This window comes from Mycobacterium sp. (assembly GCF_019247615.1).
Classification (GTDB): domain Bacteria; phylum Actinomycetota; class Actinomycetes; order Mycobacteriales; family Mycobacteriaceae; genus Mycobacterium.
The window spans coordinates 14,638-32,186 of the sequence record NZ_JAFBAT010000080.1; the positions used below are offsets into that span (position 1 = coordinate 14,638).

At 69.1% G+C, this 17,549-nt stretch carries 13 protein-coding genes; 11 read left to right on the forward strand and 2 right to left on the reverse strand.

Features of this window, described 5'->3' with window-relative positions; genetic code table 11:
• Positions 1 to 64: 64 nt before the first annotated feature.
• Positions 65 to 967 (forward strand): DNA-formamidopyrimidine glycosylase, encoded by a 903-nt coding sequence (gene mutM / locus JO059_RS05685; RefSeq protein ID WP_293315129.1) that lies wholly within the window; start codon positions 65 to 67, stop codon positions 965 to 967.
• 3 nt (positions 968 to 970) lie between these two features.
• On the opposite strand, the gene JO059_RS05690 is transcribed toward mutM, so the two are convergent.
• Entirely contained in the window at positions 971 to 1,777 is an 807-nt protein-coding gene (locus JO059_RS05690; protein ID WP_293315130.1) for a PE-PPE domain-containing protein, read from the reverse strand.
• Between the two features lie 149 nt (positions 1,778 to 1,926).
• On the opposite strand from JO059_RS05690, the gene JO059_RS05695 reads away from it, so the two are divergent.
• From JO059_RS05695 to JO059_RS05725, 7 genes are all read left to right on the forward strand, one after another.
• Complete coding sequence (locus tag JO059_RS05695; RefSeq protein ID WP_293315131.1) at positions 1,927 to 2,361, forward strand: OsmC family protein; 435 nt, start codon at positions 1,927 to 1,929, stop codon at positions 2,359 to 2,361.
• Positions 2,348 to 2,641, forward strand: coding sequence for an acylphosphatase (locus JO059_RS05700; RefSeq protein WP_293315132.1), 294 nt, complete (start codon positions 2,348 to 2,350; stop codon positions 2,639 to 2,641). The genes JO059_RS05695 and JO059_RS05700 overlap by 14 nt, the downstream gene beginning before the upstream one ends.
• 163 nt (positions 2,642 to 2,804) lie before the next feature.
• Positions 2,805 to 6,413 (forward strand): chromosome segregation protein SMC, encoded by a 3,609-nt coding sequence (gene smc, locus JO059_RS05705; RefSeq protein ID WP_293315133.1) that lies wholly within the window; start codon positions 2,805 to 2,807, stop codon positions 6,411 to 6,413.
• Between the two features lie 42 nt (positions 6,414 to 6,455).
• Positions 6,456 to 7,748: a signal recognition particle-docking protein FtsY gene (gene ftsY / locus JO059_RS05710; protein ID WP_293315134.1), complete on the forward strand. Its 1,293-nt coding sequence runs from the start codon at positions 6,456 to 6,458 to the stop codon at positions 7,746 to 7,748.
• Between the two features lie 156 nt (positions 7,749 to 7,904).
• Positions 7,905 to 9,317, forward strand: a complete 1,413-nt coding sequence (locus JO059_RS05715) for an ammonium transporter (RefSeq protein ID WP_293315143.1) — start codon at positions 7,905 to 7,907, stop codon at positions 9,315 to 9,317.
• On the forward strand, positions 9,317 to 9,655 hold the full coding sequence (locus JO059_RS05720; protein ID WP_293315135.1) for a P-II family nitrogen regulator: 339 nt from the start codon (positions 9,317 to 9,319) through the stop codon (positions 9,653 to 9,655). The genes JO059_RS05715 and JO059_RS05720 overlap by 1 nt, the downstream gene beginning before the upstream one ends.
• A gap of 45 nt (positions 9,656 to 9,700) precedes the next feature.
• Positions 9,701 to 12,148, forward strand: a complete 2,448-nt coding sequence (locus JO059_RS05725) for a [protein-PII] uridylyltransferase (RefSeq protein ID WP_293315136.1) — start codon at positions 9,701 to 9,703, stop codon at positions 12,146 to 12,148.
• Positions 12,149 to 12,310: 162 nt separating this feature from the next.
• Here the strand turns inward: JO059_RS05725 and JO059_RS05730 are convergent, their stop codons facing one another.
• Complete coding sequence (locus JO059_RS05730; protein ID WP_293315137.1) at positions 12,311 to 14,032, reverse strand: DEAD/DEAH box helicase; 1,722 nt, start codon at positions 14,030 to 14,032, stop codon at positions 12,311 to 12,313.
• 237 nt (positions 14,033 to 14,269) lie between these two features.
• On the opposite strand from JO059_RS05730, the gene ffh reads away from it, so the two are divergent.
• From ffh to JO059_RS05745, 3 genes are all read left to right on the forward strand, one after another.
• Complete coding sequence (gene ffh, locus JO059_RS05735) at positions 14,270 to 15,844, forward strand: signal recognition particle protein (protein WP_293315138.1); 1,575 nt, start codon at positions 14,270 to 14,272, stop codon at positions 15,842 to 15,844.
• Positions 15,845 to 15,850: 6 nt separating this feature from the next.
• On the forward strand, positions 15,851 to 16,933 hold the full coding sequence (locus JO059_RS05740) for an amidohydrolase family protein (RefSeq protein WP_293315139.1): 1,083 nt from the start codon (positions 15,851 to 15,853) through the stop codon (positions 16,931 to 16,933).
• Positions 16,934 to 17,002: 69 nt separating this feature from the next.
• A partial coding sequence (locus JO059_RS05745; protein ID WP_293315140.1) for an amidohydrolase family protein occupies positions 17,003 to 17,549 on the forward strand: 547 nt, incomplete at its 3' end.

The following is a 17,549-nucleotide window of genomic DNA, read 5'->3' on the forward strand; positions in this document are numbered from 1 at the left end:
ATCATTTGGTTCGATGGTGATGACCCGCTACGCCCGGCTTCGCCGGGCTTGCGATCATCACGGGATGCCCGAATTACCCGAAGTAGAGGTGGTTCGCCGCGGCCTGCAGGCCCGCGTGGTGGGCAAAACGATCACGGCGGTTCGGGTGCATCATCCGCGCGCCGTACGCCGCCACGAGGCCGGCCCCGCGGACCTCACCGCCCGGTTGCTCGGCGCGCGGATCACCGCAACCGATCGGCGGGGCAAGTACCTGTGGCTGCTCTTGGAGTCGGAGCCGGCCGGCTCGGTATCGGACACCGCTCTGGTCGTGCATCTCGGCATGAGCGGCCAGATGTTACTGGGCGCCGTGCCGCGCACCGACCACGTCCGCATCTCCGCGCTGCTCGACGACGGAACGGTGCTTAGCTTCGCCGACCAGCGGACGTTCGGCGGGTGGATGCTCGCGGATCTGGTGAACCAGGACGGCAGCGTGGTGCCCGTGCCGGTCGCTCACCTGGCTCGTGACCCGCTGGATCCCCGCTTCGATGCCGAGGCCGTGGTGAAAGTGTTGCGGCGCAAGCACTCCGAGCTCAAGCGCCAGCTCCTCGATCAGCGGGTGGTGTCGGGAATCGGGAACATTTATGCCGACGAAGCGCTGTGGCGGGCCAAGGTACATGGCGCCCGGATCGCGGCGACGTTGAGCCGCCGGCAGCTGACCGCCGTCCTGGATGCCGCCGCCGACGTGATGCGCGACGCGTTAGCCATGGGCGGGACCTCGTTCGATTCGCTGTATGTCAACGTCAACGGCGAGTCCGGCTACTTCGACCGGTCGTTGGACGCCTACGGCCGCGAAGGCGAAAGCTGCCGGCGGTGCGGCGCGGTGATGCGCCGGGAAAAATTTATGAACCGTTCGTCCTTCTACTGTCCCCGGTGCCAGCCGCCGCCCCGGCGGTACGCACACGCGTCAAGGCGTGAACTCAAGGCGTGAAAGTCAAGGCGTGAACTTGCGGGCAGCCCGGTTGTATCCGGCGTCCACGCGTTCCCGCATCGCTTCGGAGGCGAAGTCGCGCACCCTCGCCGGCAGAAACCGGGTGAGCGGCAGCGGCCACGTCGGGTAGAGGTAGGTGGTGACGGTCCCGCCGCGCGGGCAGGTGGTCACGTCCAACACCGGCGTCGACCGGTCGGGCAGGTGCGAGTGCGGGCGTTTGGCCGATGGTGGTAGTCCGCAGTGCATGGTGAGGAACCCGGCGACCGCGTTGATCTTGGCGATGGCGGCCCGACGGTTTTCGGGCCAGTCGGCGGCCCCGTCATACTCGCGCTCGATCACGGTCACGTCGTATTGCGTGTTGGCCGGCTCGATCATCGTGTAGCGGAGCACGGGGATGGTCTGCCCGGGGGCGAAGAAAGTTCTGAGCATTCCGCCGGGCCTAATCGGGTCGCTGACCAAGACGGCGCGCAAATCAGAGGCCGCCGGAGCCTCGGGATCGTCCTCGAGGTTGCGCAGTTCCTGCTCGATAACCAGGCAGCCCTGGCTGAATCCGACGACCATCATGTCGCCCGTCGTGCTCTTGATGGCTTCGTCGAGCATCGCCACGCCCTGAGCGATCGACGCGCCCAGGGTGGGCGACGACGGACCCGTCAACGGCCAGAACTTGGCCGGGTAGTTGAGCCGCCGACACGTGTAGTCCGGCCCGGCGAACGCGCCGCCGAACACCGACGTCATGATCTTCTGCTGCTGATCGGTCGTCAGCGGCCTTCCCGGGCGGGTGCCCGGGACGAAGATAATCGTCGTCGTCACGACGCTCCTGACCGCCGGGGGACCTTTCGACAGGAATGATAGGTGCCGGCCGGCCCGCGCAAGTGTGTGTCCAGGGCTGGGCGTGTGCACCAGGGGCGACGACACGCCGAGCGCCTGCACCCAGGATGCGCACGGGTAGAAATGGACCCATGACGGAACTGTGGGTGGAACGCACCGGCCCGCGTCGGTATACCGGGCACAGCTCGCGCGGCGCGCAGGTACTCGTGGGCTCCGAGAACGTCGATGGCGTGTTCACACCCGGTGAGCTGCTCAAGATCGCACTCGCGGCCTGCAGCGGCATGTCCACCGACGAGCCGCTCGCGCGCCGCCTCGGCGACGACTACCCGGCGGTGATCAAGGTCTCCGGCCCCGCCGACCGTGAACAGGAGCGCTACCCGCTGCTCGAGGAGACCATGGAGCTGGACCTGTCCGGATTGTCCGACGAGGACAGGGAGCGCCTGCTGGTGGTGGTCAACCGGGCCGTCGACCTGGTCTGCACCGTCGGGCGCACCCTGAAGTCCGGTACCACCGTCAACTTCGGCGTCGCCGGTGCCGAATCCTGCAAATCCGATGTCGGACACTGACATTCGGCTCACCGCGTGGGTCCATGGTCGGGTCCAGGGGGTCGGTTTCCGTTGGTGGACCCGAAGCCGGGCGCTGGAGCTCGGACTGACCGGGTACGCGGCCAACCTGCCCGATGGCCGCGTGCTGGTGGTCGCCCAGGGTCCCCGCGAGGCGGGTGAGAGATTGCTGCAGTTGCTGCAAGGCGAAGCGTCGTGGCCGTCCCGGCCCGGCCACGTCGACAAGGTCGCCGCGGAGTGGTCGGAACCGCAAGAGCGGTTCGCCGGTTTCGTCGAGCGGTAGCGCCGGCACTATCGCATTTCAGAAGCTCGCATCGCTTCCCGCCAGTGACATATGTGGCCACTGTGGCCCTTGCGGCCTATGTTCCCGTGGGCACACTTTCGCGTACCGGCGACACCCCTTCGTGAGCATGGCCGGGGCGGTTTCAGCGGTAATCTGGCACGCCGTGTACCTCAAGAGTCTGACGCTCAAGGGCTTCAAGTCCTTCGCAGCGCCCACGACTCTGCGTTTCGAGCCGGGCATCACCGCCGTCGTCGGGCCCAACGGCTCCGGCAAGTCCAACGTCGTCGACGCCCTGGCATGGGTGATGGGGGAGCAGGGAGCCAAGACCCTGCGCGGCGGGAAGATGGAGGACGTCATCTTCGCCGGCACATCGTCGCGGGCCCCGCTGGGGCGCGCCGAGGTCACCGTCACCATCGACAACTCCGACGACGCGCTACCGATCGAGTACTCCGAGGTGTCGATCACGCGGCGGATGTTCCGCGACGGTGCCAGCGAATACGAAATCAACGGCGCCAGTTGCCGTTTGATGGACGTCCAGGAGCTGCTGAGCGACTCCGGCATCGGCCGTGAGATGCATGTCATCGTCGGGCAGGGGAAGCTGGAAGAGATTCTGCAGTCCCGGCCCGAGGACCGCCGCGCATTCATCGAGGAAGCAGCGGGCGTGCTCAAGCACCGCAAGCGCAAGGAAAAGGCGCTACGCAAACTCGACGCGATGTCGGCCAATCTCGCCCGCCTCACCGATCTGACCACCGAATTGCGCCGCCAGCTGAAACCGCTGGGCCGCCAGGCCGAGGTGGCCCGTCGCGCCCAGACCATCCAGGCCGATCTGCGCGACGCCCGGTTGCGGCTGGCCGCCGACGACCTGGTGAGCCGCCAGGGGGAGCGGGACGCCATCTTCGAGGCCGAGGCCGCCATGCGGCGCGAGCATGACGAGGCCGCCGCCCGCCTGGCGCTGGCATCGGAGGAGCTGACAGCCCATGAGACGGCCCTGGCCGAGCTGTCGGACCGGGCCGAAACCGTCCAGCACACCTGGTTCGGGCTGTCCGCGCTGGCGGAACGCGTGGCCGCCACGGTGCGCATCGCCACCGAACGCGCTCAACACCTCGACGCGGCCCCAGTGCGGACGGGCGATACCGATCCGGACGCGCTGGAAGCCGAGGCCCGCCAGGTGGCGGCGGCCGAGCAGCAACTGCTGGCTGAGCTGGCCGCGGCGCGCACCCGGCTGGACGACGCCCGCGCCGAGCTGGCCGAGCGCGAGCGCGCGGCCGCCGAGGCCGATCGCGCTCATCTCGCGGCGGTACGTGCGGAGGCAGACCGGCGAGAGGGCCTGGCGCGGCTGGCCGGTCAGGTCGAGACGATGCGCGCTCGCGTCGAATCCATCGACGACAGCGCAGCGCGCCTGGCCGAGCGCATCGAAGAAGCCGCCACTCGCGCGCAGCAGACCCGGGCGGAATTCGAAACGGTACAGGCACGCGTCGGCCAACTGGATCAGGGCGAGGTCGGGCTCGACGAGCACCATGAGCGGACCGTCGCCGCGTTGCGGGTGGCCGACGCGCGGGTGGCCGAACTTCAGGCTGCCGAGCGGGGCGCCGAGCGGGAAGTGGCTTCGCTGCGAGCGCGCATCGATGCCCTGTCTGTGGGGTTGGAGCGCAAGGACGGCGCGGCCTGGCTTGCGCAAAACCACTCCGGCCCAGGGCTTTTCGGCCCGATCGCCAAGCTGGTCAAGGTCCGGCCCGGCTACGAGGCGGCGCTGGCCGCGGTGCTCGGGTCGGCCGCCGACGCGCTGGCCGCGGAGAACTTCGGCGCGGCGCGTGCCGCGGTTGCAGCCCTCAAGGAGGCAGACGGGGGCCGCGCGGCGCTTGTCTTGGGCGACTGGCCCGCCGCCTATCCGGCGCCGTCGGCCGCGCTGCCCGAGGGGCCGACGTGGGCGCTCGACCTGGTCGAGGCACCCCCACGACTGCGGGGTGCGATGATCGCGATGCTCACCAACGTGGCGGTGGTCGACGACATCGGCCGGGCGCTGGATCTGGTGGCGGCACACCCGGCGTTGCGCGCCGTCACGCTCGACGGCGACATGGTGGGCGCCGGCTGGATCAGCGGGGGTTCCGACCGCAAGCTCTCGACGCTGGAGCTCACGTCGGAAATCGACAAGGCGGCCGGCGAGTTGGCCGCCGCGGAGGCCCGGGTGGCCCAGCTGACCGCGGCGCTGTCCGGCGCCCTCACTGAGCAGGCGGCCCGTCAGGATGCCGCCGAGCAGGCGCTGGCCGCGCTCAACGAATCCGACACCGCGATCTCGGCGATGTACGAGCAGCTGGGCCGGCTCGGGCAGGAGGCCCGCGCGGCCGAAGAGGAATGGAACCGGTTGCTGCGCCAGCGCGACGAGTTGGAAGCGGGTCGCGCCCAGACGGTGCAGGAGGTCGCGGAACTAGAGGCCAGGCTGCGCAATGCGCACGAACCCGCGCCGGTGCGCGCGACGGAACCCACCCACGCGGAGGTCCGTCAGCAGATCGGGGCGGCCGCCGACAACGCCCGCGCCGTCGAGGTGGAGGCCCGGCTGGTGGTGCGGACCGCGGAGGAGCGGGCCAACGCGGTGCGCGGGCGCGCCGACTCCCTAAGGCGGGCTGCCGCCGCCGAACGGGAGGCCCGGTTCCGCGCCGAGCAGGCGCACGCAGCCCGGCTGCGCGCGGCCGCCGTGGCCGCGGCGGTCGCCGATGCCGGGCAGCTGTTGGCGGAACGGCTGAATCGGGTCGTCGATGCGGCGTCGCGGATCCGCGAGTCGCTGGTGGGCGAACGCCGGGAGCGCTCGGTGGCCATGGCGGCGGTCCGCGACGAGGTTCACCAACTGGGTGCCCGGGTGGCGACTCTTACCGATTCGCTGCATCGCGACGAGGTGGCCAACGCCCAGGCGGCGATGCGCATCGAGCAGCTTCAGCACATGGTGCTCGAGCAGTTCGGGATGGCGCCGGCGGACCTCATCGCCGAGTACGGGCCGGAGGTTCCGCTGCCACCGACGGACCTCGAGATGGCCGAATTCGAACAGGCCCGCGAGCGCGGCGAGCAGGTGGTCGCGCCCGCCCCGATGCCGTACGACCGCGCCACCCAGGAGCGCCGGGCCAAACGAGCCGAGCGCGAGCTCGCCGAGCTGGGCAGGGTCAATCCGTTGGCGTTGGAGGAGTTCGCCGCGCTCGAGGAGCGCTACAACTTTCTTTCGACGCAGCTCGAGGATGTCAAGGCCGCCCGCAAGGATCTGCTGGGTGTCGTCGCCGACGTCGATGCCCGCATCCTGCAGGTGTTCAGCGACGCCTTTGCCGACGTGGAGCGGGAGTTCCGGGAGGTGTTCGCCGCGCTGTTTCCCGGCGGCGAGGGCCGGCTGCGGCTGACGGATCCGGATGACATGGTCGCGACCGGCATCGAGGTGGAGGCTCGCCCGCCCGGCAAAAAGATCACCCGGCTCTCCCTGCTGTCCGGCGGGGAGAAGGCACTGACCGCGGTGGCGATGCTGGTCGCGATCTTCCGCGCGCGCCCGTCGCCGTTCTACATCATGGACGAGGTGGAGGCCGCGCTCGACGACACCAACCTGAGCCGCCTGATCGGCCTGTTCGAACAGCTGCGGGCGCAGTCGCAGATCATCATCATCACCCACCAGAAGCCCACGATGGAGGTCGCCGACGCGCTGTACGGGGTGACGATGCAGGGCGACGGCATCACCGCGGTCATCTCGCAGCGGATGCGCGGCCAGCAGGTGGAGCAGCTGGTGGGCAGCGCCCCCTAGGGCCCCTCCCGGCGGTGCCGAACCGCTTGAAACAATGTCCGCGTGTCACAAAGCCTGTGGATCGCCGTCGCGGTCGTAGCCGCCCTGATCCTCATCGCCGCGCTGGTCTGGGGCCTGCTGCGTTACCGCCGGCGACGGATCAGGCTGTCCAGCCGACCCGAACCCGGCGCACTCGATCGCTCCGGTGGTTACACCGCATCGGCCGGCATAACCTTCAGCCGGACGGCGACGGTCGAGGACCGGATCGACACCAGCGGGTTGCCCGCGGTGGGCGACGACGCGACCGTTCCCCGGGACGCGCCGCGGCGCACCATCTCCGAGGTCCAACTCCCGGAACCCGAGGCCCCGGCGGCGGCCCCGCCGGAACCGGCGGTCGAGGCGGAACAGGGGGAAGCTCCGGCGATCGAGGCCATCGCCCCGCCGGAAGGGCGGTTGGAACGACTCCGCGGCCGGCTGGCCAGGTCACAGACCGCGCTCGGGCGCAGCGTGCTGGGTTTGATCGGCGGCGGCGACCTCGACGAAGAATCCTGGCAGGACGTCGAGGACACCCTGCTGGTCGCCGACCTGGGGCCGGTGGTGACTGAGTCGGTGGTTTCGCAGCTGCGTAGCAAACTGGCCAGCGGCAACGTGCGCACCGAGGCCGACGCGAAGGCAGTGCTGCGCGACGTCCTGATCAACGAGCTGCATCCGGACATGGAGCGCTCGATCCGCGCCCTGCCTCACCCCGACCACCCGTCGGTCCTGCTGGTCGTCGGCGTCAACGGCACGGGAAAGACCACCACCGTCGGAAAGCTGGCGCGCGTGCTGGTGGCCGACGGGCGGCGCGTGGTGCTGGGCGCGGCCGACACCTTCCGGGCCGCGGCCGCCGATCAACTGCAGACGTGGGCGGCCCGGGTGGGCGCTGACGTGGTGCGCGGGGTCGAAGGCGCCGACCCGGCATCGGTGGCATTCGACGCCGTCGACAAGGGCGTCGCCGCCGGGGCCGACGTCGTCGTCATCGACACCGCCGGTCGGCTGCACACCAAGGTCGGGCTGATGGACGAGCTCGAGAAGGTCAAACGCGTGGTAACCCGGCGAGCGGCGGTCGACGAGGTATTGCTGGTGCTCGACGCCACCATCGGGCAGAACGGCCTGGCGCAGGCCCGGGTGTTCGCCGAGGTCGTCGACATCACGGGTGCGGTGCTGACCAAGCTGGACGGAACCGCCAAGGGCGGCATCGTCTTCCGCGTCCAACAAGAGCTCGGGGTGCCGGTCAAGCTGGTGGGACTCGGCGAAGGCCCCGACGATCTGGCCCCATTCGAGCCCGCCGCATTCGTGGACGCCCTGCTCGGCTGAACCCTTACGCCGCGGCGGCGACGTTAATGCCGCCGAAACACTCCGGCCCCAATGCCGAAACAACCGTTGCGCATGGTTCTGGATCAGGTCGCCAGGCACAGGTCTGACGGCCAGTTGTGGGTCGACCGGAGGAGATAGCGAGTGACATACCCGATCATGGGCCAGCCCAATACCGGCGATACCGCCTGGATGCTGGCGAGTTCCGCGCTGGTGTTGTTGATGACGCCGGGTCTGGCGTTCTTCTACGGCGGCATGGTGCGCGCGCGAAGCGTCCTGAACATGCTCATGATGAGCATCAGCGCCATGGGCGTGGTCACCGTGCTGTGGGTCCTCTACGGCTATTCGATCGCCTTCGGCGACGACGTCGGCAATGTCATGGGCAAGCCCACCAGCTTCTGGGGTCTGAAGGGTCTCATCGGCGTCAACGCCGTGGCCGCGGACCCGAGCAAGGGCACGGCAGCCACGGATATCCCGCTCGCCGGCACGCTGCCGGCCACGGTGTTCGTGGCCTTCCAGCTGATGTTCGCGATCATCACCGTCGCGCTGATCTCCGGCGCCGTGTCCGACCGGCTCAAGTTCGGCGCCTGGCTGCTGTTCGCCGGCCTGTGGGCGACGTTCGTGTACTTCCCGGTGGCGCACTGGGTCTTCGCGTTCGACGGTTTCGCCTCCGAGCACGGGGGCTGGATCGCCAACAAGCTGCACGCCATCGACTTCGCCGGCGGTACCGCGGTCCACATCAACTCGGGTGTCGCCGGCTTGATGCTGGCGATCGTCCTGGGCAAGCGGCGGGGCTGGCCCACGACGCTGTTCCGGCCGCACAATCTGCCGTTCGTGATGCTCGGTGCGGGATTGCTGTGGTTCGGCTGGTACGGGTTCAACGCGGGGTCGGCGACCAGCTCCAACGGCGCCGCTGGGACGACGTTCATGACGACCACTATCGCCACGGCCACAGCCATGCTGGGCTGGATGCTCACCGAGCGCATCCGCGACGGCAAGGCCACGACGCTGGGGGCGGCGTCGGGTATCGTCGCCGGCTTGGTCGCCATCACCCCGTCGTGCTCGTCGGTCAACGTCCTGGGCGCGCTGGTGATCGGGCTGGTGGCCGGTGTGGTGTGCGCACTGGCCTGCGGTCTGAAATTCAAGCTGGGCTTTGATGACTCCCTCGACGTGGTCGGGGTGCACCTCGTGGGCGGACTGGCCGGAACCTTGCTGGTGGGTCTGCTCGCCGCACCCGAGAGCCCCGCGATCAACGGGGTGACCGGGGTATCGAAGGGGTTGTTCTACGGCGGCGGTTGGGCGCAGCTGGAGCGGCAAGCGGTCGGCGCGTTCAGCGTCCTGATCTACTCCGGCGTCGTGACCCTGATCATCGCGTTGATCCTGAAGTACACGATCGGGCTGCGGCTGGGCGCCGAGGAAGAGGTCTCGGGCATCGACGAGGCCGAGCACGCCGAGACGGGATACGATTTCGCCGTGGCCACCCATGCGGTGCTTCCTCCTCGCGCAGCTTTGGAGGACGCTCGTAACGGTCAGTCGGAACTAGTTGGCGAGAGAGTGGAGGCAGAGCACTAATGAAGCTGATCACCGCGATCGTGAAGCCGTTCACCCTCGACGACGTGAAAACAGGTCTGGAGGAGGCCGGCGTCCTGGGGATGACGGTCAGCGAAATCCAGGGCTACGGACGGCAGAAGGGCCACACGGAGGTTTACCGCGGCGCCGAATATTCGGTGGATTTCGTGCCGAAGGTTCGCATCGAGGTCGTCGTCGACGACTCCATCGTCGAGAAGGTGGTGGACAGCATCGTCCGGACGGCGCGCACCGGCAAGATCGGTGACGGCAAAGTCTGGGTCAGCCCCGTGGAAACCATCGTGCGCGTGCGCACCGGTGAACGCGGAACCGATGCGATATGACGCTAGCGCCGAATTGCTGATCCAACCCGGGCGGGCGCCGACGGCATGAAGCCGAACGGGCCCGACCCGTCCGGGGAATTGAAGCCAAGCGGGGCAGGAAGCGCCTGCGGGGCAAGCGATCTGGTTGCCTCGCGGCGCCAACTGCTGTCTGCGGGTCGTGGGCTGAGCGCGGCCGAGTTGCGGCACGCGTGGCAGGATCTCCACGAGACCTGGCTGACCGCCAAGGCGGCGGAGATCGGGATCACCGAGAGCGGCGGCTTCGCCATCATCGGGATCGGCGGACTCGGTCGCCACGAGCTGCTGCCGTATTCGGACCTGGACCTGATGTTGTTGCACGACAACAAGTCCGGTGATGTTTTGCAACAGGTGGCCGACAAGCTGTGGTATCCGTTGTGGGACGCCAACATTCGGCTCGACCACAGCGTGCGAACCGTGTCCGGCGCGCTCGAGGTAGCCAATACCGACGTGATCGCGGCGCTGGGAATGCTGGACGCCCGGCACATCGCCGGCGATACGCAGCTGTCGGGTGAATTGATCGCCGGCGCAAGAAGGCAGTGGCGCAGCGCGATTCGTTCCCGGATGGACGAGCTCGTCGACATCACACAGACTCGTTGGCAGCGCTGCGGCCGAATATCCCAACGGGCCGAGCCCGATCTGAAATCGGGTCGCGGCGGACTTCGTGATGTGCAATTGCTCGACGCGCTAGGGGTCGCCCAGCTCATCGACCGGCACGGCATGGCCCGCCCGGAAACCCCGGGCGGTTCATTGGATGACGCTTACCTCACGCTGCTCGACGTACGCACCGAATTGCACCGCGTTTCCGGGCGCGGACGCGATCTGCTGCTGGCCCAATACGCCGACGAGATCAGCGCGGCCTTACATTTCGGCGACCGATTCGATTTGGCACGGAAGCTGTCCGGCGCCGCCCGCACCATCGCTTATCACGCCGAAACAGGGCTGCGCACCGCCCAGAACGCGTTGCCGCGACGCGGTGTGTCGGCCTTGATGCGGCGGCCGAAGCGCCGGCCGCTGGACGAGGGTGTCATCGAGTACGCGGGTGAAATCGTGCTGGCCCGTGATGCGGCCCCCGACCGCGATGTCGGACTGGTGCTTCGAGTGGCCGCCGCCTCGGCCGACACCGGATTGCCGATCGGCGCAGCCACGCTGAGTCGCCTGGCGGCCAGCGCTCCCGAAATGCCGACTCCCTGGCCCGGCGAGGCGTTGGACGACTTCCTCGTCGTACTCTCCGCCGGTCCGACCGCGGTGGCGACGATCGAAGCGCTCGACCGGACCGGGCTGTGGGGGCGGTTGTTGCCGGAATGGGAAGCGATCCGCGACCTTCCGCCCCGCGACGTCGCGCACAAGTGGACGGTGGACCGTCATCTGGTCGAGACGGCCGTCAACGCCGCACCGCTGGCCACCCGGGTGGCGCGGCCGGATCTGCTTGCGCTCGGCGCGCTGCTGCACGACATCGGCAAGGGCAAAGGCGCCGATCACAGCGTGCTGGGGGCCGAGATGGCCCTCGAGATCGGCTCCAGGCTGGGGGTCGCGCCCGCGGACGCCGCGGTCTTGTCGAAGGTCGTTCGCCACCATCTGCTGCTGCCCATCGTCGCCACCCGGAGCGACCTCAAGGACCCCAAGACCATCGAGTACGTCTCGGAGGCCCTCGGCGGAGACCCGCTGCTGCTGGAGGTTTTGCATGCGCTTGCCGAGGCCGATTCGAAGGCGACCGGACCGGGGGTCTGGAGCGAATGGAAGGCGTCCCTGATCGAGGACCTGGTGCGTCGGTGCCGGATGGTGATGAACGGAGAACCGCTGCCGCCGCGCGCGCAACCGGCTGCGCCGCAACATCTTTCGCTGGCCGCTGACCACGGGGTGCATGTAGAGATCACTCCCGGCGAGAGTGAGCGCGTCGTCGTGGTGATGATCGCGCCGTCGCAGCGGGGCTTGGTGTCAAAAGCCGCCGCGGTGCTCGCGCTGAACTCGCTGCGCATCCACTCGGCGTCGGCCAACACTCACGAGGCTGTCGCGATCATCGAGTTCGTGGTGTCGCCCCTGTTCGGTTCGCCGCCGGAAGCGGGCCTGTTGCGCCAGCTGTTCAGCAATGCGCTCAACGGCGACGTCGACGTTCTCGGCGCCTTGGAGAAGCGCGACACTGACGCGGCCGGCGCGTCGACCGCGCGGGCCGGCGAGGTACAGGTCAGGGTGCCGGTCACGCGGTCGACCGCCCCGCCCCGCATCCTGTGGCTGGACACCAGCGTGCCCGGCCAACTGCTGATCGAAGTCCGGGCCATGGATCGGTTGGGGTTGTTGGCCCTGCTGGCGCGGGCGCTGGAGCGTGCGGGCGCGGACATCGCGTGGGCGAAGGTGAACACGTTCGGGTCGACCGCGGCCGACGTGTTCTGTGTGGAGGCGCCGCAAGGTAAACAGGCGGCGGTGGAGCAGGAGCTGCTGGCCGTGTTGGGCGGCCCCGGCGAGGTCGCCGTCGGCTAGTGGCGATCATCGGGCTAGTGGCGATCATCGGGCTAGTGGCGATCGCAAGCGCGGCGTAGCCGCGCGCGGCGGGTCGCCACCATCGGGCGCGCGGCGATCGCAAGCGCGGCGTAGCCGCGCGCGGCGGGTCGCCACCATCGGGCGCGCGGCGGGCCGCCACGGTTAGCCCTGGCGGGAGTGTTCGGAATTCAGTTTCCGCAAAGCTTCGATACGGGCCTGGAGCTGCTCGCGGGTAGCGGCGGCGATCGGTGGGCCCCCGCACCGACGCCGAAGCTCGCTGTGGATCCATCCGTGCGGTTTGCCGGTGCGGTGGTGGGTGGCCGAAACCAGCGCGTTGAGCTCGCGGCGCAGCTCGCGGAGCTGACCGTGCAGCGTGGGGGTGCCGGGGGGTCTTGCCGGGGCGGCTTGTTCTTGAAGCTGGGCCCGCTTCTTCAGTTGCTCGTCCTGGCGTCGGTGCAGCAGGGCGCGCATCTGATCGGCATCCAGCAGCCCGGGCAGGCCGAGGTAGTCGGCCTCCTCGTCGCTTCCGGCGGGGGCGGCGCTGCCGAATGACGACCCGTCGAAGATGACCTGGTCGAGTTCCGCGTCGGCTCCCAGCGAGGTGAAGCCGTTGTCCGTTTCGGTTTTCTCGGTTTGCATCCTGACGGCGGGATCCGCGTCGAGCGGATCCGGCGCCTCGCGGTGCGGCTTGCCGAGCACATGGTTGCGCTGGGCCTCCAACTCGCTGGCCAGCTGCAGCAGGCTGGGGACCGACGGCACGAAGATGCTTGCGGTTTCCCCCGGCCGGCGCGAGCGCACGAAGCGGCCGATGGCCTGCGCGAAAAACAGCGGCGTCGACGCGCTGGTGGCGTAGATTCCCACCGCCAGCCGGGGCACGTCGACGCCCTCCGAGACCATGCGCACGGCGACCAGCCACCGGCTCGTGCTCGCGGCGAAGTCGCTGATGCGGGCCGACGATCCGGGGTCGTCGGACAGCACGACGGTCGGCGCCTCTCCGGTGAGCCTGCTCAGCAGCGCGGCATACGCGCGGGCGGCCGTCCGATCGGAAGCGATGATCATGCCGCCGGCGTCGGGCATGTCGGCCCGCAGCTGGCGCAGCCGCTCGTCGGCCGCGGTGATCACCGCCGGCATCCATTGTCCGGACGGGTCCAGCGCTGTGCGCCACGCCCGGGCCGTCTGCTCGGCCGATAGCGGTTCGCCCAAGCGCGCGGCATGCTCGTCGCCCGCGCTGTCCCGCCAGCGCGCCTCCCCCGAGTACGCGAGGAATACCACCGGGCGCACCACCCCGTCCGCGAGAGCGTCGGCATAGCCGTAGGTGTGGTCGGCTTGGGAGCGCAGCACCCCGTCGGCACCAGACGCGTAGCTGACGAACGGGATGGGGCAGTCGTCGCTGCGAAACGGTGTGCCGGTCAAGCCAAGTCGTCGGGTGGCGTCGCCGAATGCTTCGCGGATCGCCTCGCCCCAGGTCTTGGCGTCACCGCCATGGTGTATCTCGTCGAAGACGACCAAGGTCTTGCGCTGCTCGGTTCGCACCCGGTGCAGCGTCGGGTGGGAGGCGACCTGGGCGTAGGTGACCAGGACGCCGTGGTAGTCGGGCGAGGTTTGGGCATTGGTGTTGGAGAATCTCGGGTCGAGCGCGAGCCCGTGGTGCCGGGCGGCCTGCGCCCACTGCACCTTCAGATGCTCGGTGGGCACTACCACGGTGATCTGCTCGACGCTGCGATGGCCGAGCAGTTCGGCCGCCACCCGCAGCGCGAACGTCGTCTTGCCCGATCCCGGCGTGGCCACGGCCAGAAAATCGCGCGGCTGGGCTGCAAGGTATTTCACCAGTGCCCGGCGCTGCCAACCGCGCAACGCCAAGCCGGTGTCGCCGCCCGGCTGCATCGACACAGATTCCCCCCAGAGCCCGCAAGTCTTGGATCCCGCGACACGGCCGACGCGGCCCACCGGCCGACGGCGAGTGTGAAATGTAGCATGCCAAGGCTTTTCGTCTACGGGCAGCGAAGTGACGAGCGCGCGGCCAGCTTCACACTCGGCGACGGGGGCAGCACCACAGGGTCCATGGTGGTGACCGGCTCCGCCCCGCTCCGCGAGGCTCGCGATCACCATTAGGCTGGCGGGGTGTTTGAATCGCTGTCTGACCGGTTGACCGGTGCCCTACAGGGACTGCGCGGCAAGGGTCGACTGACCGACGCCGACATCGACGCCACCACCCGCGAAATCCGGCTGGCGCTGCTGGAAGCCGATGTGTCGCTGCCCGTCGTGCGCGCGTTCGTCGGCCGCATCAAGGAGCGCGCCCGCGGCGCCGAGGTGTCCGGAGCGCTCAACCCGGCGCAACAGGTCGTCAAGATCGTCAACGAAGAGCTCGTCGGCATCCTGGGCGGCCAGACCCGCCAGCTCGCCTTCGCCAAGACACCGCCGACGGTCATCATGCTCGCCGGTCTGCAGGGCTCCGGTAAGACGACGCTGGCCGGCAAGTTGGCCGCCTGGCTGCGCGGCCAGGGGCACACCCCGCTGCTGGTGGCCTGCGACCTGCAGCGACCGGCCGCGGTGAACCAGCTGCAAGTCGTCGGCGAGCGCGCCGGCGTGCCGGTCTTCGCGCCGCATCCCGGGGCGGGAGCACCGGGGCCGGACGCCGGGCCGCCCGACCCGGTCGCGGTCGCGTCGGCGGGGCTGGCCGAGGCCCGCGCCAAGCACTTTGACGTGGTCATCGTCGACACCGCCGGCCGGCTGGGCATCGACGAGGAGCTGATGGGCCAGGCAGCGGCCATCCGCGATGCCATCGACCCCGACGAGGTGCTGTTCGTCCTGGACGCGATGATCGGCCAGGATGCGGTGACCACCGCCGAGGCATTCCGCGAGGGCGTCGGATTCACCGGTGTGGTGCTGACCAAGCTCGATGGTGACGCGCGGGGTGGGGCCGCTTTGTCGGTGCGCGAGGTGACCGGCGTGCCAATCCTTTTCGCGTCCAGTGGGGAGAAGCTCGAGGACTTCGACGTCTTCCACCCGGACCGGATGGCTAGCCGCATCCTGGGCATGGGCGACGTGCTGACCCTCATCGAGCAGGCGGAGCAGGTCTTCGACGCGCAACGTGCCGAGGAGGCCGCCGCCAAGATCGGCACCGGCGAGTTGACGCTGGAGGACTTCCTCGAACAGATGCTCGCCATCCGCAAGATGGGCCCGATCGGCAACCTGCTGGGCATGCTGCCCGGCGGTGGTCAGATGAAGGAGGCCCTGGCGGAGGTCGACGACAAACAACTCGACCGACTGCAGGCCATCATCCGCGGGATGACGCCGGAAGAGCGGGCCGATCCCAAGATCATCAACGCGTCCCGGCGGCTGCGCATCGCCAACGGCTCGGGGGTGACCGTGTCGGAGGTGAACCAGCTGGTCGACCGTTTCTTCGAAGCCCGCAAGATGATGTCGTCGATGCTCGGCGGCATGGGCATCCCCGGCATGGGCCGCAAGTCCGCGACCCGAAAAGCCAAGGGAGCCAAGGGCAAGGCGGGAAAGAAGGGCAAAAAAGGGGCCAGGGGCCCGACGCCGCCCAAGGCCAGGAACCCTCTCATGCAAGGCATGGGTGGCCTGCCCGCCGGATTCCCCGATCTGTCACAGATGCCCGAAGGCCTCAACGAACTTCCGCCCGGGCTGGCCGACTTCGACCTGTCCAAGTTGAAATTCCCGGGCAAGAGTTAGCCGCCGGTGCGCCTGCACATTCGGGGTCTGCGGCTGCCCGACGAGACCGAGATCCAGCTGTGGATTATCGATGGTCGCATCAGCTTCGAGCCCGTCGCCGGGGCCGACACGGTTTTCGATGGCGGGTGGGTGCTGCCGGGCCTGGTCGACGCCCACTGTCATGTCGGGCTCGGCGACCACGGCGAGATCCCGATCGACGAGGCGATCAGCCAGGCGGAGACCGAACGCGACGTCGGCGCGCTGCTGCTGCGCGATTGCGGCGCCCCGACCGATACCCGCAGCCTCGACGAGCACGACGACCTGCCCCGCATCATTCGGGCCGGAAGACACCTGGCCCGGCCCAAGCGTTACTCGCGGGGCTTCGCGGTTGAGCTCGAGGACGAATCCCAGCTGCCCGCGGCGGTGGCCCGGGAGGCGAGGCGCGGCGACGGCTGGATCAAGCTGGTCGGCGACTGGATTGACCGCGATGTGGGCGATCTCGCCCCGCTCTGGTCCGACGACGTCCTCAAGGCCGCGATCGACGCCGCACACGAGCATGGCGCACGCGTCACCGCGCACGTCTTCGGCGAGGAGGCGTTGCCCGGACTGCTCAACGCCGGCATCGACTGCATCGAACACGGCACCGGCCTCACCGACGACACCATCGCCTTGATGCTCCGGCACGGAACCGCGTTGGTGCCCACCCTGATCAACACCCTCGAGAATTTCCCCGGCATCGCCGACTCGGCGGACCGCTACCCGACCTACGCTGCCCACATGCGCGACCTGTATGCGCGCTGCCGCGACCGGGCCGCCGCCGCGCGAGAAGCGGGTGTGCCGGTCTACGCCGGCAGCGACGCCGGGAGCATGGTCGCCCACGGGCGGATCGCCGACGAGGTCGAGGCCCTCAAGGGCATCGGGATGAGCGCCGACCAGGCTCTGGGCGCGGCGTGCTGGGATGCCCGTCGCTGGCTCGGCCGGCCCGCTATGGAGCACGCGGCGCCGGCCGACCTGTTGTGCTACTCGCAGGATCCTCGCTCGGGCGCGGCCGTGTTGCGACGGCCCGATCTGGTGGTCCTGCGGGGGAGGGTGTGCACGGCCGCGACATAACGGATCAACCCGGTAGGCAGAAAGATTGCGAGTACTTGCTATCTATGTTACTGTCGCTGGCACCCGACAATGCAGGAGGAACCGGTGGCCTACGACGTGATCATTCGCGACGGATTGTGGTTCGACGGCAGCGGAAGCACGCCGCAGACTCGAACGCTCGGCATTCGCGATGGGGTGGTCGCCACCGTCGCGGCCCCTTCCGACGAGCCGTTGGACGAGACCGGTTGCCCGGAGGTGATCGACGCCGCGGGCAAGTGGGTCGTTCCCGGCTTCATCGACGTCCACACCCATTACGACGCCGAGGTGCTGCTGGACCCCGGGCTTAGGGAGTCGGTGCGCCACGGCGTCACCACGGTGCTGCTGGGCAACTGCTCGCTGTCGGCGGTCTACGCGGATTCCGAGGACGCCGCCGATCTGTTCAGCCGGGTCGAGGCGGTGCCGCGCGAGTACGTGATCGGGGCGCTCAACGCGAAGAAGACGTGGACGAACCCGGCCGAATATGTTCGGGCGCTCGACGGCTTACCGCTCGGGCCGAATGTCAGCTCCATGCTTGGTCATTCCGACCTACGGACCTCGGTTCTTGGCCTCAGCCGCGCGACCACCGACGGCGTCACAC

Excerpts from the sequence above, each read along its gene's own strand:
- JO059_RS05725 (WP_293315136.1), top strand. The coding sequence starts at position 9,701 with ATGAAGCCGAACGGGCCCGACCCGTCCGGGGAATTGAAGCCAAGCGGG.
- JO059_RS05730 (WP_293315137.1), bottom strand. The coding sequence starts at position 14,032 with ATGCAGCCGGGCGGCGACACCGGCTTGGCGTTGCGCGGTTGGCAGCGC.
- JO059_RS05695 (WP_293315131.1), top strand. The coding sequence starts at position 1,927 with ATGACGGAACTGTGGGTGGAACGCACCGGCCCGCGTCGGTATACCGGG.
- JO059_RS05700 (WP_293315132.1), top strand. The coding sequence starts at position 2,348 with ATGTCGGACACTGACATTCGGCTCACCGCGTGGGTCCATGGTCGGGTC.
- JO059_RS05720 (WP_293315135.1), top strand. The coding sequence starts at position 9,317 with ATGAAGCTGATCACCGCGATCGTGAAGCCGTTCACCCTCGACGACGTG.
- mutM (WP_293315129.1), top strand. The coding sequence starts at position 65 with ATGCCCGAATTACCCGAAGTAGAGGTGGTTCGCCGCGGCCTGCAGGCC.
- JO059_RS05715 (WP_293315143.1), top strand. The coding sequence starts at position 7,905 with ATGGGCCAGCCCAATACCGGCGATACCGCCTGGATGCTGGCGAGTTCC.